Raw genomic sequence first — 15579 nt, 5'->3', positions numbered from 1 at the left:
CAAAGATAACGGGCCGATGACGCTGGGGCCACGCGCGAATTACGTTTGTTCGCTTGAGCTTTCAGGCTCGGTGGCGGTCGGATCCGGCGCGGTGGGCTCCGGCCCGGTGACGGCGGGCTCCGCCGGCTTGCCGCGGCGCGCCTTGTGCTGAGCCTGGTGCTCCTGCGCGATCGCCAAGGCGACCGCACCCTGAATCCGGTGAAAGCCCTTGCGGTCGTAGAGGTGCGTGACGATGCCGCCGAGCAGCAGCCCGATGACGAGGCCCACCGACGTCATGGTCAGCGCCTGGGTCAGGCCCGCATCCCCGCGGCCGCCGAAGTACAGCAGCGACCGAGCGCCCAGGAAAACCTGGTGCATCGGCTCGAATGCGGCCAGCCAGCGGAAGAAGGACGGCGTCGCCTCCAGCGGCACCGTGGCACCGGCCGACGGCAAGCCGAGGATCACGAAGATGAGCATGCTGACCAGCATCCCCGCCGTGCCCAGCACCGAGAGCAGGGAACTGGACGTGATGCCCACCGCGGCGATCGCGAACACGCCGAACGCCCAGAGTTGCCAACTGAGATCGATGGGCATGCCGAGCGCGTCGGCGATCCACAGGTACACCGCCGAGGTGACCAGCGCGAGCAGCACCATCATGGCCCACTTGAGCAGCAGCGTCTGGAATCTCGAGATCCTGACCTGCTCGGCGAATCGGTAGACCGGGCCGAATTCGGCGGGCACATAGCCGAGGAGCGCGTCGACCAGCGTGCTGACCACAATGCTGCCGGTGAATCCGGCCAGCAGGAGCAGCAGCGCGTAATAGAAGGCGGACAGTCCGTTGCCGGTGCCGTTGGGCAGCGGGTTGTAGACGACCGTCTGGATCTCGATGGGGGCGCTCAGGCCCACCTGGGCCGCGCCGGGCAGGGGCGCGCCGCCGGTCTGCGCGGCCACCTCCGCCGTAACCCATTGCCCCGCAATGCCGTTGGCCATGCCCATGGCCATGCTGAGGGTTTGGCCTGCGATGCTCGCGCCGAGTGTGCCGGCCCGTGGGTTGGTGGAGATGGTGATCGACGGCCGTTCGGCGCGGGCGGGCATCACCGCGCTCGTCGCGAAGTCCCGCAGCTTGGACGAGAAGCTGGGCGGTATCACCACCGAGCCGTACACCTGGCCGGTGTCCAGTTGCCGTTTGGCCTCGCCGCGGGAGAGCACCCGGACGTCGAACTTGTTCTTGTCCAACCCATTGACCAGCCGGTCGGTGATTTGAGCGCCGCCGGGGCCGGCGTCCTCGTTCACCACCGCGATGGGGAAGTGGCGCAGGTTGGTGCTCGGGTTCAAGATGCCGCCGAGGTAGAGCGCGCACAGCGCCGACATCAACGCCAACGTGATGATCAGGGGTGCCGCCCAGAATCGCACGGTGCGGATCGCCTTGATGTTGTGCTTGGGGTTGGGCGCCGCGTGCTGCGGGTGCGAGTGAGGCATGCCGACTCCTGTCTGTCGTGCCCACTCTATGGGCTACCTCGCCGGCCCTCTATGGTCTCAGTCACCCAGCTTCGCGTGCATCTCCCAGATCAGCAGTTCCGACGGCTCGCCCGCCGCCACGCGCCGGCCGTCGGCGTCGGCGAATCGCACCGCGTCCCCCTCGTTCAACTCCCCGATCCCTTCGACGCTGACGCGGCCGCGGGCCAGGAAAAGATGCAGGTAGGGGGCCGGGGGAAGGCTAATGGCCGCCCCGGGCCGCAAGCGTGCGACGTGCAGCGCGGCGTTGCGGTTGTGCAGGGTGATGGCCGCGTCGTGGGTGGAGGTGCCTGAGGCGATCGTCACAAGGTTGTCGTCCAACAGTTTCTGGTCGATCTCGTGCTGTTGGTAGCCCGGGTCGATGCCAAACTCGTCGGGAATCACCCACATCTGCACGAAATGCACCGGCTCGCTGGCGGAGTCGTTGCGTTCGGAGTGCAGGATGCCGCTGCCGGCCGACATGCGTTGCGCCAGGCCGGGATAGATGACCCCGCGGTTGCCGGTGGAGTCGTGATGGGAAAGCTCGCCGCGCAGCACCCAGGTCACGATTTCCATGTCCCGATGCGGGTGCGTGTCGAAACCCGTTCCCGGGGAGACGATGTCGTCATTGTTGACCAACAGCAGCCCGTAGTGGGTGTTGCCCGGGTCGTAGTGGTCGCCGAAGGAGAACGAGTGCCGCGACGTCAACCAGGGTGTGGTGGTGACGGCCCGATCGGCCGCACGCCTGATCTCCGCGGTAGGCATGATCCCAGCGTAATCCGCGGCGTCGTCAGGCGACCGCGGCGGTGAGCAGCCCTTGGGCATCACGGAGCGCGGCGTCGAGGTCGGGCAGGGTGAGCCCGGTGGCGTGACCCAGGTGGATTTCGATCTGGTATTCCGGCTGGCCATCAGAAGAGAAAATCGGCAGCACGACGAATTCCGCGGTGGCCAAGTCTGTTTCGAGGACGTCGGTGACCGACCGCAGTGTCACTATCGTCATCAGTGTGGTGAGCTGACGGGTGACGTGGGCGGTCGGCTCGAGCGAGGCCAGCACCTCGGCCAGCCGATGGTGCAGCGACTTGTGAGTGTCGTCGAACCGCCAGGCGCCATAGCCACGGGCGCGAATATCGGCCAGCACCCGTTGGTGCTCGGAGATTTCGGCATGGGTGAGCCGGGGCGTCACGCGCCGCAACCAGGCCTGGACGAAATCCTCGTCGCGCCAGGCCATGGCGACCAGGCCGAACGGCGGGTCGATGGGGAAGCGCTGGCCCACAGCGTGTTCGCCGTCGGTGCCGTGCCCGACGGTGTCGACGGTGGTCAGGTGCCGGGCACCGATCTTCGACATGGAGCAGCCCGCGCCGAGCGTGTCGTGCAGGAAGTGCAGCGCGTCACGCCCGCGGTCCAGCAGCGGAAAGTGCGCGCGCAGCCCGTGCACCAGCCCGAACAGCCCGCTGCCCAAGACGTAGCGGCGATCCCCGTGGCGCGCCACCCACGCGCGCCGCTCCAACTCGGCCAGCACGAGCGCGCACGTCGAGGTGCTGATCGCGCAGCGCTTCGCCAGCTCGGCGGATGTCAGTCCGCCGTGCGAATGCGACAGGGCGGCAAGAACATCCATCACCCGGGCGGTGGGCGGTGATTTGACGCGTGATTCGACCGGCGCCTGCGCCATTGACGTATCCACCGCCGCCTCCCTACGATCCGTCCAAAATGCAAGCATATAGATCCTAGTATTAGGAGAATGTCGTGTTGAAGGTGGGAGTGTGGGGGCCCGGTTCCATGGGCGTGGTCGCCCTGCGCGGGGTGATCGACCATCCGGAGCTGCAACTGCTCGACGTGGTGGTGCACAGCGATGCCAAGGCCGGCCGCGATGCCGGGGAGCTGTGCGGCATCGCGCCGGTGGGCGTGGTGGCCAGCCAGGACCCGGCGGCCATGCTGGCCGGCGATGCCGACGCAGTGGTGTACGCCGCCGCCGCCAACTTGCGGCCGCTGGATGCGGTCGAGGACATGGTGTCGATCCTGCGGGCCGGAAAGAACGTGGTGTCGTGTTCGGTGGTGCCGCTGGTCTTTCCCGACGGCGTCGACTCCGCCTTCACCGAGCCGCTGCGCCGGGCGGCTATCGACGGCGGGGCATCGTTCTTCACCACCGGCATCGACTCCGGGTTCGCCAATGACGTTCTGCCGCTGGCGCTTACCGGCGTGTCACGCGTGATCGATTCGGTGCGGGTGACCGAGATGTTCAATTACGCGACCTATCCCGACCGCTCCGCCGTCTACGAGATCCTCGGTTTCGGGCAGCAGCCGGATTACCCGGCCTTCGCGGCGCAGCCGGGGATCTTCACCTTCGGCTGGGGGCCGGTGTTGCATCAGCTCGCCGCCGGGCTGGGGGTCAAGATCGACAACATCGAGGAGGCCAACGCGCGGATCCCCGCCGACGAATCGTTCGACACGCCGACGGGGCACATCGCGGCCGGAACGATCGTGGCCATGCGCTCGACGCTGACCGGTTACGTCGGTGGGAAGCCGACCTTCGTCCTCGACCACGTGACCCGGATGCGCGACGACGTCGCGCCGGACTGGCCCCAGCCGCGCATCTGCATCCCGCCGAAGGACCTCGGTTACGGCATGGCGTCCGGCCGCGGGTTGTACCGCGTCGAGATTGAGGGCTCCCCGAGCATGCGGTGCGAATTCGAGATGGCCGAAGACCACGATCACGATCTGGGGGCGCGCATCGCCGGCTCCTCGCGGATGGTCAACGCCATCCCCGCAGTGTGCGCTGCCCCGCCCGGGCTGCTTTCCGCGCTGGATCTGCCGCTGATCACCGGGACCGGCCTGTTGCGTCCGGTGCCGGGCCCGCCGCCCGACAGCCGGCTGTTCTAGCGCCGGAACGGCGCGAGTGAGGAGGCGGGCAATCCTGCCTAGGACCGCGCGCCGGGGTACGTCGCGGCGGCGAGCTCCAGGATCTCGGCGCGGTCGGCCGCCAGAATGAATCCGGAGCGGATCGCCGCGTCGAGCGCGCCGGTGAAGCGCTCCAGGTATTCCGTGCTCCCGCCGGGATAGAGCCGGCGCAGCGTGGCGGCGTCGAAAAGCTCGCCGGAGCCGAAGATCATGGACATGATGCTTTCCTCGCCACCCAGCCCCGAGGTCCGGGCGACCGGCACGTCCACCCAGGGGGTCCTGAGCCCTCCGCGGGCGAGGCCGTTGCCATCCAGAACCGGTTGCGGCCCTTCGGTTTCCCGGGCCTCAAGGGGTTCCGCGCTCGGCGCCGGCTCGCCGCTGGCGACCCACGTGTTGAGGGCGGTGAGCGCGGCCTGCACCACATAGTGGTGTTGCGGCCCGAAGTTGATGCAGTGCGCCAACTGCTGGCCCATCAGCATGTTGGTCGGCGTGTAGGCGGCGGCGATGTCCGCGAGCGGCGCCGACCCGCTGTCGATGAACGCGACCTGGATGGTGTAGTTGTCGGCGTGGGCGGCGCCGGCGATCTCCCAGACCCGCAGGTATTGGTTGTCGGGCTGGCGGGCGAAGTAGTAGCCCTGCCGGGCTCCGCCGAACACGTCGGTTTCCGTGACGACCGTCAGCAGCGGGACGCGCAGCTCCGGGCGGAACGCAACCCCTTGCGGCTCTTCGGTTTCCGCGAAGATCGAGGTTCCGTCGAGCGGGGCGGCTGAGCCGAAACGGGAATGGACGAGGAACCCGTCGTAGCTGCGGGCCAACGGGTCGACGGCGTTGATGTAGGTCGTGAGGAACATGGCCGATTGCGATTCGCCCAGAGCGATGACGCGCCGCACGGGCAGATCCCCCAGCAGGGCCCGGCCTTCGTCGCTTTTGAGCAGGCCGCCGATCTGGGAGAAGATGTCGTAGCAGAAGGCGTCGCCCGGGTGGTGTAGGGGCGCATACCGTTGTGGGTCCTGGGTTTTCAGCGACATGTCCGCGCCGAGCAGGCTGTCGCCGCCCTCGACCCCCACCCGCTGCGCCGAGACCCCGACGTAGGCGTAGCCCGACCGGATGATTTCGCGGTGCGCCATCATCCATACCGCGGGAGCGTCGATGCCGCCGCTCACGTTGAGCCATTCGACCAGCACTGTTCCGTTGAATCGGGCCGGATCGGTGGGTGTCAACACCACGATCCGCGTCGTGAAATCGGCGGAGCCCGAGGGTGTTACGTCCCAGCGGCCATCGGGTCCCAACTCGGTCACCGGGGTATAGGACGAGGCCGTCGCGGAAACGAAGAATTCCTTGACGCGGTAGCCCACGTCGGCGAGGTCATAGGCGCTCAGCAGCAGCAGCGGCTTTCCGGGCGCGGCTGTGACCAGGGCGGTGGAATTCGTCATGTGCGCAACCTTCTTACTCCTGACCGGCGGACAGTGAACCGGGCAGCCCGAACTTCGTGAACAACGTCTCATCGAGGAACGCCACCACGTGAGACACCTTCTCGCCGTGCACATCCAGCACATGCAACTGGAAGGGGACATGCACGTCGCCGGCGCGCATGTACATCGCGGCGGCGAGCTGACCGTTGGCGACCAGCGGCAGCAGCCGCATGTCTCCGCCCGCCTCGGCCGGGCATTGCTGGTGGATCAGGGTCACGATGTCCGCCGCGCCCCGATACCAGCCGGCGTACGGCGGCATTTCCCAGATCGCCTCCGCGGTGAACAACTCCACCAGGCGGTCGATGTCGTAGGTCTCGAACGCGGCGATGTAGCGGGCCAGCAGGTCTTGGGCCTCGGGCGAATCCGGCGGCGCCAGTTGGTCGTCGGCGCTGGGACCGACGGCATCCAGTTGCGACCGGGCCCGCTGCAGCAGGCTGTTGACGGCGGTCGTGGTGGTGCCGACCGCCTCGGCGACCTCGGCGGAGCGCCACTGCAGCACGTCGCGCAGCAGCAGCACCGCCCGCTGCCGCGGCGGAAGGTATTGCAGCGCAGCCACGAACGCCAGCCGTACCGACTCCCGCGACCCGACGACCACCGACGGGTCCGCCGGGTGATCGGTCAACTCCGGCAGCGGCTCGAGCCAGGGCACTTCGCGGCGCTCCACCAGCTCCGCGGTCGGGTCCGAGCTCGGGGCGCCCAGGCCCACCGGCAACGCCCTGCGCCCCTTGCCCTCCAGCGCGCTCAGGCAGGTGTTGGTGGCGATGCGGTGCAGCCAGGTCCGCAGCGAGGACTTGCCTTCGAAACGGTCGTAGGACTTCCAGGCCCGCAGCAACGTCTCCTGCACCAGATCTTCGGCGTCGTGCAGCGACCCGGTCATTCGATAGCAGTGGGCGAGCAGCTCGCGGCGATAGGGCTCGGCCTGGGCCGAGAAATCGGTCCCCAGCACCGCGTCGCCTTCGGGGTCTTGGGCGAGAAGACTCACGCGGATGAGCCTACGCAGTGTCCGCAACCCCGGCCGGGATCCCAGCCATTACGCTGCACCTCAATGACTAGGACCAGCCGATGAACCGCACCGAACGCAGTTTCGACGGATTCGGCGGTGTGCGTATCGTCTACGACGTCTGGACCCCCGACACGCCGCCACGGGCGGTCGTGGTGCTGGCGCACGGTCTCGGCGAGTACGCCCGCCGCTACGACCACGTCGCCCAGTGCTTCGGGGCGGCGGGCCTGGTCACCTACGCGCTGGACCATCGCGGGCACGGCCGCTCGGGCGGCAAACGGGCGGTGGTGCGTGACATCCACGAGTACACCACCGACTTCGACACCCTGGTCGGCATCGCCGCGCGCGAACACCACGGCCTCAAGTGCGTCGTGTTGGGCCACAGCATGGGCGGGGGGATCGTCTTCGCCTACGGCGTCGAGCGCCCGGACAACTACGACCTGATGGTGCTGTCGGGGCCCGCGGTGGCGGCCCAGGACCAGGTGTCACCGCTGCTGGCCCTGGCCGCCAAGGTGCTGGGGGCCCTCGTGCCCGGCCTGCCGGCGCAGGACCTCGACGTCGACGCCATCTCGCGCGATCCCGCGGTGGTGGCGGCCTACAAGAGCGATCCGCTGGTGTACCACGGCAAGGTTCCGGCCGGCATCGGCCGCGCGTTGCTGCAGGTCGGCGAGACGATGCCGCAGCGGGCGCCGGCGCTGACGGCGCCGTTGCTGGTGGTGCACGGGTCCGAGGACCGGTTGATTCCCGTCGCCGGCAGCCGTCGGCTCGTCGAGTGCGTCGGGTCCACCGACGTCGAGCTGAAGGTGTATCCCGGCCTGTATCACGAGGTCTTCAATGAGCCCGAGCGCGAGCAGGTGCTCGACGATGTCGTCTCCTGGATCACCGCTCGGCTGTGAGCGGGCGTGTCGGACCGCTCCCGTACGTTGGCGCTAATGACCCGCACGGGCGATGAGGCGCAGAGCGCAGCGATGAGGAGGAACGGCGCTAATGACTCGCGCCGGTGACGATGCAGAGCGCAGCGATGAGGAGGAACGGCGCTAATGACTGACGACAAGATGCTGGCGCGCATCGCCGCGCTGCTGCGTCAGGCCGAAGGCACCGACAACTCCCACGAGGCCGACGCGTTCATGTCGGCCGCGCAGCGGCTCGCGACGGCCGCGTCCATCGACCTCGCGGTGGCGCGCTCCCATTCGGCCCAGCGTTCGGCCGCGCAGGCCCCGACGCAGCGCACCATCACCATCGGCGCGGCGGGCACCAAGGGGTTGCGGACCTACGTTCAGCTCTTCGTGCTGATCGCCGCGGCCAACGACGTGCGGTGCGACGTCGCGTCCAATTCGACGTTCGTCTACGCCTACGGGTTTGCCGAGGACATCGACGCCAGCCACGCCCTGTACGCCGGCCTGGTCGTGCAAATGGTGCGCGCGTCGGACGCCTACCTCGCCTCGGGCGCGCACCGTCCCACGCCGACGATCACCGCCCGGCTCAACTTTCAGCTGGCCTTCGGGGCGCGCGTGGGCCAACGGCTGGCCGAGGCCCGCGACGAGGCCCGGCGAGAAGCCACCAAGGACCGGCAACGTGCGCCGGGAACCGCTATCGCCTTGCGGGACAAGGAGGTTGAGCTCGTGGACTACTACCGCGGTGCGTCCAAGGCGCGCGGCACCTGGCAGGCCAGTCGAGCCTCGGCCGGGTATTCCTCGGCGGCGCGGCGCGCGGGCGACCGGGCCGGCAAGCGAGCGCGGCTCGGCAACAGCCCGGAACTCCCCGGGGCGCGGAGCGCGCTGAGCGGGTGACTCCCGGGAACTTCCCGCGGCGGGATTCTCAACGCTCCAGGGTCTATGCGGCCGAGGAATTCGTCCGCACGTTGTTCGACCGCGCCGCCCAGCACGGTTCACCCGCCGTGGACTTCTTCGGCACACAATTGACGCTGCCGCCGGAGGGCCGCTTCGGCTCGGTGGCCTCCGCCCAGCGCTACGTGGACGACGTGCTGGCGCTGCCGGCGGTGCGCAGCCGGTGGCCGGGGGTGGCCCCGTTGCGGGTCCGGCCGCGCCGGGCCGCCACCGCCGCGCACTACGAAAACCAGGACGGCGCAGGCGTTATCGCGGTCCCCGACCGTGACACCGCCGACTGGGCGCTGCGTGAGCTGGTGATGTTGCACGAAGTGGCGCATCATTTGTGCCGGGCCGAGCCGCCGCACGGCCGCGAGTTCGTCGCGACGATCTGCGAGTTGACGGAGCTGGTGATGGGACCCGAAGTGGGGCATGTGCTGCGCGTCGTCTACGCCAAAGAGGGTGTGCGGTGAGCGATCCCGACGAGAGGGCCCGCGAGATCGAAGCCCAGATGACCGACGACGAGCGGTTCTCCCTGCTGGTCTCGGTGATGGGCGCCGGCGACCTGTGGCCGGTGCGCGACGAACGCATCCCGGCGGACACGCCGATGAGCGCGGGGTACGTGCCCGGGATTCCCCGCCTCGGGGTGCCGCCCCTGCGGATGAGCGATGCCGGCCTGGGCGTCACCAACCCCGGCTACCGTCCGGGCGACACGGCCACCGCGCTGCCCGCCGGGCTGGCGCTGGCCGCGGGTTTCGATCCGGCGCTGGCCCGGTCCGCAGGCGAAGTGATCGGCTCAGAGGCGCGCAGCCGCGGATTCAACGTGCAGCTCGCCGGGGCGATGAACCTCGCGCGCGACCCGCGCAACGGCCGCAACTTCGAATACCTTTCCGAGGACCCGCTTTTGACCGCCGCGATGATCGCGGAGTCGATCGACGGCATTCAGCGCCACGGCGTCATCTCGACGGTCAAGCACTACTCGCTGAACTGCAACGAGACCAATCGGCACTTCCTGGACGCGGTCATCGATCCCGACGCGCACCGCGAGTCCGACCTGCTCGCCTTCGAGATCGCGATCGAGCGGGCGCAACCGGGCGCCGTGATGACCGCCTACAACAAGGTCAACGGCGTCTACGCCGCGGCGAACGATGTCCTGATCAACGAGGTGCTCAAGGGCGCCTGGGCGTATCGCGGTTGGGTCATGTCCGACTGGGGCGCCACGCCGAGCTGGGAGTGCGCGCTGGCCGGCCTCGATCAGGAGTGCGGCGCCCAGATCGACGCGCTGCTGTGGCAGGCCGAGGCCTTCGGCGCGCCGCTGCGCGACGCGTACGCCGAGGGCAGGCTACCCAGGGAGCGGTTGTCGGACATGGTCCGACGGATCCTGCGGTCCATGTTCGCCGTCGGTATCGACCGCGACGCCGCGCCGCCGGAGCCGGATCGGGCCGCGCACAACGAGATTGCGCTGCGCATCGCCCGCCAGGGGGTCGTGTTGCTGACCAACCGGGGAGCGCTCCCGTTGACGCCCGAGCCGGGCACGCGCATCGCCGTCATCGGCGGATACGCGCACCTGGGCGTGCCGGCCGGTTATGGTTCGAGCACCGTCGTTCCCGACGGCGGCTACGCGGGCGTGGTCCCGATCGGCGGCGCGGGGCTGGAGGCCGGGCTGCGCAACCTGTACCTGCTGCCGTCGTCGCCGTTGCAGGAGTTGCGAAACCAGTTGCCGCGGGCGCAGATCGAATTCGACCCCGGCATCAGTCCGGCCGAGGCGGCGCTGGCGGCGCGGCTCGCCGATGTCGCGATCGTGTTCGCGGTGCGCGCGGAAGGGGAGGGATACGATCTCGCCGACCTGTCGCTGCCCTGGGGCCAGGACGAAATGATCGCGGCGGTGGCGGCGGCCAACCCCAATACCGTGGTGGTGCTCGAGACCGGCAACCCGGTGAGCATGCCGTGGCGCGACGCGGTGAATGCCGTTGTGCAGGCGTGGTATCCGGGTCAGGCCGGCGCCCGGGCGAGCGCCGAGATCCTCACCGGCCGGGTCAATCCTTCGGGCCGGCTTCCGATCACCTTTCCCGCCGATCTGGACCAGACGCCTCGCCCGCGGCTACCCGGTGTCGGCACGCCGTGGGGGACCGCGAGCACGATCGAATACTTCGAGGGCGCCGATGTCGGCTATCGATGGTATGCGGCCAACGGCCACGTCCCGATGTTTGCCTTCGGTCATGGCCTGTCCTACACCAGGTTTGACTACCGTGACCTGGTGGTCACCGGCGGGGAGACCATCACGGCCAGTTTCACCGTCGTCAATGCCGGCGACCGCGCCGGGGCCGACGTGCCGCAGCTGTATGTGACGGCGGAGCCCGGCGGACCGTGCCTGCGGCTGCTGGGATTCGAGCGGATCGAGTTAGAACCGGGCGCCAGCCGCCGGCTGAGGATCGAGGCCGATCCGCGCCTGCTCGCACGCTACGACGGCGGCGCCGGATGCTGGCGGATCGAGGCGGGCGATTACACGGCGGCCGTGGGCATTTCGGCGTTGGCCATGCGGCTCGCGGCGGGGGTCGAACTGACCGGCCGTACGTTCGGGCGATGACCCCCTCGGGCTGACGCCCGAACGTACGACCGGCCCGAGGCGTTACTCGACGGGGGTCAGCGCGTCGCCGCACGTGCAGCGGTAGCCCTCGCCGGCGCCCGAGCAATGGCAGGGCACCTCGATGCGGACACGGCAGCCGCAGCCTTCGTGACCGCACGTCAGCAGGGTCCCGGCTTCGTAAGTTGCCATTTGACTCACCCTTTTTCTCCTGGTGTGACTCGTGCGGCGCGGTTCGGCCGCACCCCCACTATATACCCCCCATGGGTATGCGTAAACGGTCGCGACGGGTTTCGTGGCGGGGACGGCTGTCGTGCGGGGGCCCGGCGGGCGCGGCTAGCGTTGACGTCATGAGCGAGAAACCGACCCCCCACGACGTCGACGCATTCCTGGACAGCACGGTGGTGGGCGACGATCCGTCCTTGACCGCGGCGCTCGAGGCCAGCAACGCGGCCGGCCTACCGCCGATCGCGGTGTCGGTGCAACAGGGAAAGTTCCTGAGCCTGCTCGCCGGCGCCATCGGCGCGCGGCGCATCCTCGAGATCGGCACCCTGGGCGGCTTCAGCACCATCTGGTTGGCGCGTGGCGCCGGGCCGCAGGGCCGCGTGGTGACGCTGGAGTACGAGCCGAAGCACGCCGAGGTGGCGCGGGGCAACTTGAAGCGCGCCGGCGTCGACGATCGGGTGGAGGTGATCGTCGGCGCGGCGCTGGATACACTGCCGACGGTCACCGGACCCTTCGATCTGATCTTCATCGACGCCGACAAGGAGAACAACCTGGCCTATGTGGAGTGGGCGGTCCGATTGGCCCGGCCCGGTGCGGTGGTGGTGGTGGACAACGTGATTCGCGACGGGCAGATTCTGCGGCCGCATTCCGACGATGCCAGGGTGCGGGCGACCCGCGAGACGCTGCAGGCGATGGGCGAGCACCCGCGGCTGGACACCGCGGTGATCCAGACGGTGGGGGCCAAGCACTGGGACGGCTTCGCCTTGGCGCTGGTGCAGTAGCTCAGCGCGGGGACAGGTCGGCGACCGCCTGCGCGGCGGAGGTGAGTTCGCCGATCCGCAGGGCGGCTTCACCGGCGTACAGGGCGGCGCCGTCCAGCCAGGAGTCGGGCACACCGGCCACCGGTGCCAGCGGCGTGAAGAACGGGAGGGCCGGCGACTGCAGGCGCATCAGTGCGCCCGCATCGAAATAGCCCAGCGCCGACAGGGGACGACTGGCCGCGTTGAGCGCCGCCGGCACCGCCTTGGCCCGCCCGTCGGCGCGGCACCACCGGCGCGTCGCCTCGTTGGGCACGACGCGGTGCCGTAGCGGCCAGCTCAGGCCGAACAGGTTTGTCTCGATCGTCCTGTCGGCCCGAAGGATTCGCCGCTGATACTCGCGGCTCGCGTTGGCCTCGTGCGTCAACAGGAATCGCGTGCCCGCGATGACACCGCTGGCGCCGCCGTCGAGCGCGGCGCGAGTGTCGGCGGCGGTGGCGACGCCGCCGGCCAGGAACACCGGTCGGTTCCCGGCCGCGCGCAGGGCGTGCGGGAGAAAATCCAGGGCCGGCACGGTCCCCACGAGGTGCCCGCCGGCCTCGCGCCCCTGAGCGATCAAACCGTCAGCGCCGCAGGCGATCGCGGCCCGAGCCTGCGCCTCGGTGCCCACCATCACGAAGACGAAGACCCCGGCGTCGCGCAGATGCTCGACGAGGCCCCGCTTGTCGCCGAACGCCAACACCACCGCGTCCACCCGGGCGTCGACGCAGGCCGCGACGTGATGGCGATGCACAAAGGGCAGCAACAGGTTTACCGCGACGGCACGACCCGGCGCCTGCTCGCGCACCTCGTCGATCGAGGCGCGCAGCCGGCGCGGGGTGTCGATGCCCAGCGTGCCGAGCCCGCCCGCGTTGGCGACCGCGGCCGCCAGGGCCGCCCCCGCAAGACCGCCGCCCATGCCGGCCTGTCCCACCGGGTGATCGAGCCGCAATCGATCCGCGAGGTCCATGCCTCAAGAGGCTACGCGGTTTCTCGAACTGGGCCGCGATCGAGCGTAATGTTGATCACAGATGGATGGGTGCAGCCCAGCTCAAAAGGCTTGCTGCATAACAGAAAGGTCACAAAATGAGTACAGTCCATTCATCAATCGATCACCACCCCGATTTGATGGCGTTGCGCGCCCGCTACGAGCGTGTCGCCGAGTCGATGAGTGCGCATTTCACCTTCGGCCTGGCGCTGCTGACGGGTCTGTATGTGGCCGCGTCGCCGTGGATCGTGGGGTTCAGCGCGACGAGGTCGCTCGCCACGTCTGACCTGATCGCCGGTATCGCGGTGGCGTTCCTGGCGTACGGGTTCGCCACGACGCTGGATCGCGCGCACGGCATGACATGGACGCTGCCGGTACTCGGCGCGTGGGTCATCGTGTCGACGTGGATCCTGCCGGACGTCACGCTGACCACCGGCATGACCTGGTCGAATGTCGTCGCGGGCGCGTTGCTGACCTTCCTGGGTCTCAACGCCACCTACTTCGGCATGCGCACGCGCGCCACGGGAACGCACGCCTAGCCCCGAACTCGGTTAGGGCACAGGTCGATTCGCCGCCTGGCCGGGCGATCCGGTCAGGCGGAGATCAACCGCAGACTGCGCCGATGGCGGCCGAGCTGACCAGCTTGACGTACTTGGCCAGCACCCCGGTCTTGTAGCGCGGCGGCGGCGGTGTGAAACCCTTTCGCCGCGAATCGAATTCAGCCGGATCGGCGAGCACGTCGAGCACCCGGTTGGCGACGTCCAGCCGGATGCGGTCGCCGTCGCGCAGAAACGCGATCGGTCCGGCGTCCACCGCCTCCGGGGCGATGTGACCGACGCACAGCCCCGTCGTCCCGCCGGAGAACCGGCCGTCGGTCAGCAACAGCACGTCCTTGCCGAGACCGGCGCCCTTGATCGCGCCGGTGATGGCGAGCATCTCGCGCATGCCGGGTCCGCCCTTCGGGCCCTCGTAGCGGATCACCACCGCGTCGCCCTTGGTGATGGTGCCGTCCTCGAGGGCATCGAGCGCGGCCCGTTCACCGTCGAAAACCCTTGCGGTGCCCTCGAACACGTCGGAATCGAAGCCGGCGGACTTCACCACCGCGCCCTCGGGAGCCAGCGATCCGCGCAGGATGGTGATGCCGCCGGTGGGGTGAATAGGATTGCTCAGGGCCCGCAGCACCTTGCCGTCGGGGTCGGGCGGGGCGATCTCGGCCAGGTTCTCGGCCACGGTCGCACCGGTGACCGTCAGGCAATCGCCGCGCAGTAGGCCGGCATCCAGCAACGCCTTCATCATCACCGGCACGCCGCCGATGTGGTCGACGTGCGACATCACGTGGCGGCCGAACGGCTTGACGTCGGCCAAATGCGGAACCTTCGACCCGATCCGGCTGAAGTCGTCGAGCGTCAGCGCGACGTCGGCCTCGTGGGCGATGGCCAGCAGGTGCAGCACCGCGTTGGTGGACCCGCCGAACGCCATCACCACCGCGATGGCGTTCTCGAACGCCTCCTTGGTGAGGATGTCGCGGGCGGTGATCCCGCGCCGCAGCAGTTCGACGACCGCCGCGCCGCTGCGCCGCGCGAACCCGTCGCGGCGGCGGTCGGTCGCCGGCGGCGCCGCGCTGCCCGGCAACGACATCCCGAGCGCCTCGGCGGCGCTGGCCATCGTGTTGGCGGTGTACATGCCGCCGCAGGCGCCCTCGCCGGGGCAGATCGCCCGCTCGATGGCGTCGACGTCCTCGCGCGGCATCAGCCCGCGGGCGCAGGCCCCCACCGCCTCGAACGCGTCGATGATGGTGACCTCGCGCTCGCTGCCGTCGGAGAGCTTGGCCACCCCCGGCAGGATCGAGCCCGCGTAGAGGAACACCGAGGCCAGGTCCAGCCGCGCGGCGGCCATCAGCATCCCGGGCAGCGACTTGTCGCAGCCGGCCAGCAGCACCGAGCCGTCGAGGCGTTCGGCCTGCATCACCGTCTCGACGCTGTCGGCGATCACTTCGCGCGACACCAGGGAGAAGTGCATCCCCTCGTGGCCCATCGAGATGCCGTCGGACACGGAGATGGTGCCGAACTCGAGGGGGTACCCGCCGGCCGAGAACACCCCCTCCTTGACGGCCTTGGCGAGCCGGTCCAGCGAGAGGTTGCACGGCGTGATCTCGTTCCAGGACGACGCGACGCCGATCTGCGGCTTGGCGAAGTCCTCGTCTCCCATGCCTACTGCCCGCAGCATGCCACGGGCGGCGGCCTTCTCCAGGCCGTCGGTGACGTCACGACTACGCGGCTTGATGTCGGCGGTCCGAGCCGAATCGGTGGTGGGCATCGT

General features: G+C 69.3%; 15 protein-coding genes. 7 read left to right on the top strand and 8 right to left on the bottom strand.

Going from position 1 to position 15579, the window contains the following annotated elements:
- Window positions 1-39: 39 nt before the first annotated feature.
- The 3 genes from K883_RS07620 to K883_RS07610 are packed head-to-tail and all read right to left on the bottom strand — an operon-like array spanning window position 40 to window position 3142.
- Window positions 40-1458: a YhgE/Pip domain-containing protein gene (locus K883_RS07620; RefSeq protein WP_036454148.1), complete on the bottom strand. Its 1419-nt coding sequence runs from the start codon at window positions 1456-1458 to the stop codon at window positions 40-42.
- A gap of 57 nt (window positions 1459-1515) precedes the next feature.
- Complete coding sequence (locus tag K883_RS07615) at window positions 1516-2241, bottom strand: pirin family protein (protein WP_086427225.1); 726 nt, start codon at window positions 2239-2241, stop codon at window positions 1516-1518.
- Window positions 2242-2263: 22 nt separating this feature from the next.
- Entirely contained in the window at window positions 2264-3142 is an 879-nt protein-coding gene (locus tag K883_RS07610; RefSeq protein ID WP_020823810.1) for a MarR family transcriptional regulator, read from the bottom strand.
- 74 nt (window positions 3143-3216) lie between these two features.
- Between K883_RS07610 and K883_RS07605 the strand changes: the two genes are divergently transcribed.
- Window positions 3217-4350, top strand: coding sequence for an NAD(P)H-dependent amine dehydrogenase family protein (locus K883_RS07605; protein ID WP_081656353.1), 1134 nt, complete (start codon window positions 3217-3219; stop codon window positions 4348-4350).
- Between the two features lie 38 nt (window positions 4351-4388).
- Here the strand turns inward: K883_RS07605 and K883_RS07600 are convergent, their stop codons facing one another.
- Together K883_RS07600 and K883_RS07595 are read right to left on the bottom strand one after the other, a co-directional pair.
- Window positions 4389-5801, bottom strand: coding sequence for an alpha/beta hydrolase domain-containing protein (locus tag K883_RS07600; protein WP_036454145.1), 1413 nt, complete (start codon window positions 5799-5801; stop codon window positions 4389-4391).
- 13 nt (window positions 5802-5814) lie between these two features.
- Window positions 5815-6867 carry a sigma-70 family RNA polymerase sigma factor gene (locus tag K883_RS07595; protein WP_369751755.1) on the bottom strand — a complete coding sequence of 351 codons (1053 nt, stop codon included), beginning with the start codon at window positions 6865-6867 and terminating at the stop codon, window positions 5815-5817.
- Between the two features lie 35 nt (window positions 6868-6902).
- On the opposite strand from K883_RS07595, the gene K883_RS07590 reads away from it, so the two are divergent.
- From K883_RS07590 to K883_RS07575, 4 genes are all read left to right on the top strand, one after another.
- Window positions 6903-7736 (top strand): alpha/beta hydrolase, encoded by an 834-nt coding sequence (locus K883_RS07590; RefSeq protein ID WP_008261933.1) that lies wholly within the window; start codon window positions 6903-6905, stop codon window positions 7734-7736.
- Between the two features lie 144 nt (window positions 7737-7880).
- Window positions 7881-8630, top strand: a complete 750-nt coding sequence (locus K883_RS07585; protein WP_008261931.1) for a DUF2786 domain-containing protein — start codon at window positions 7881-7883, stop codon at window positions 8628-8630.
- Entirely contained in the window at window positions 8627-9139 is a 513-nt protein-coding gene (locus tag K883_RS07580; RefSeq protein WP_014386021.1) for a TIGR04338 family metallohydrolase, read from the top strand. Before K883_RS07585 ends, K883_RS07580 begins: the two co-directional genes overlap by 4 nt.
- Window positions 9136-11253: a glycoside hydrolase family 3 protein gene (locus K883_RS07575; RefSeq protein ID WP_036429559.1), complete on the top strand. Its 2118-nt coding sequence runs from the start codon at window positions 9136-9138 to the stop codon at window positions 11251-11253. The genes K883_RS07580 and K883_RS07575 overlap by 4 nt, the downstream gene beginning before the upstream one ends.
- A gap of 42 nt (window positions 11254-11295) precedes the next feature.
- On the opposite strand, the gene mymT is transcribed toward K883_RS07575, so the two are convergent.
- The gene (mymT, locus tag K883_RS26550; protein ID WP_008261926.1) at window positions 11296-11442 is read right to left on the bottom strand and encodes a copper-binding metallothionein MymT; all 147 of its coding nucleotides are present in this window, start codon (window positions 11440-11442) and stop codon (window positions 11296-11298) included.
- Window positions 11443-11600: 158 nt separating this feature from the next.
- On the opposite strand from mymT, the gene K883_RS07570 reads away from it, so the two are divergent.
- Window positions 11601-12257 carry an O-methyltransferase gene (locus K883_RS07570; RefSeq protein ID WP_008261924.1) on the top strand — a complete coding sequence of 219 codons (657 nt, stop codon included), beginning with the start codon at window positions 11601-11603 and terminating at the stop codon, window positions 12255-12257.
- Between the two features lies 1 nt (window position 12258).
- On the opposite strand, the gene K883_RS07565 is transcribed toward K883_RS07570, so the two are convergent.
- Window positions 12259-13242 carry an NAD(P)H-dependent flavin oxidoreductase gene (locus K883_RS07565; protein WP_008261922.1) on the bottom strand — a complete coding sequence of 328 codons (984 nt, stop codon included), beginning with the start codon at window positions 13240-13242 and terminating at the stop codon, window positions 12259-12261.
- Window positions 13243-13358: 116 nt separating this feature from the next.
- On the opposite strand from K883_RS07565, the gene K883_RS07560 reads away from it, so the two are divergent.
- Window positions 13359-13799: an SPW repeat protein gene (locus K883_RS07560; RefSeq protein WP_008261919.1), complete on the top strand. Its 441-nt coding sequence runs from the start codon at window positions 13359-13361 to the stop codon at window positions 13797-13799.
- Between the two features lie 64 nt (window positions 13800-13863).
- Here the strand turns inward: K883_RS07560 and ilvD are convergent, their stop codons facing one another.
- Window positions 13864-15576 (bottom strand): dihydroxy-acid dehydratase, encoded by a 1713-nt coding sequence (gene ilvD, locus K883_RS07555; protein ID WP_008261918.1) that lies wholly within the window; start codon window positions 15574-15576, stop codon window positions 13864-13866.
- Between the last annotated feature and the right edge of the window lie 3 nt (window positions 15577-15579).

The organism is Mycobacterium sp. TKK-01-0059, assembly GCF_000709305.1.
GTDB lineage: Bacteria > Actinomycetota > Actinomycetes > Mycobacteriales > Mycobacteriaceae > Mycobacterium > Mycobacterium intracellulare.
The sequence above is the reverse complement of the archived record's forward strand: the minus strand, read 5'-3'. Positions and strand labels throughout refer to the sequence as shown.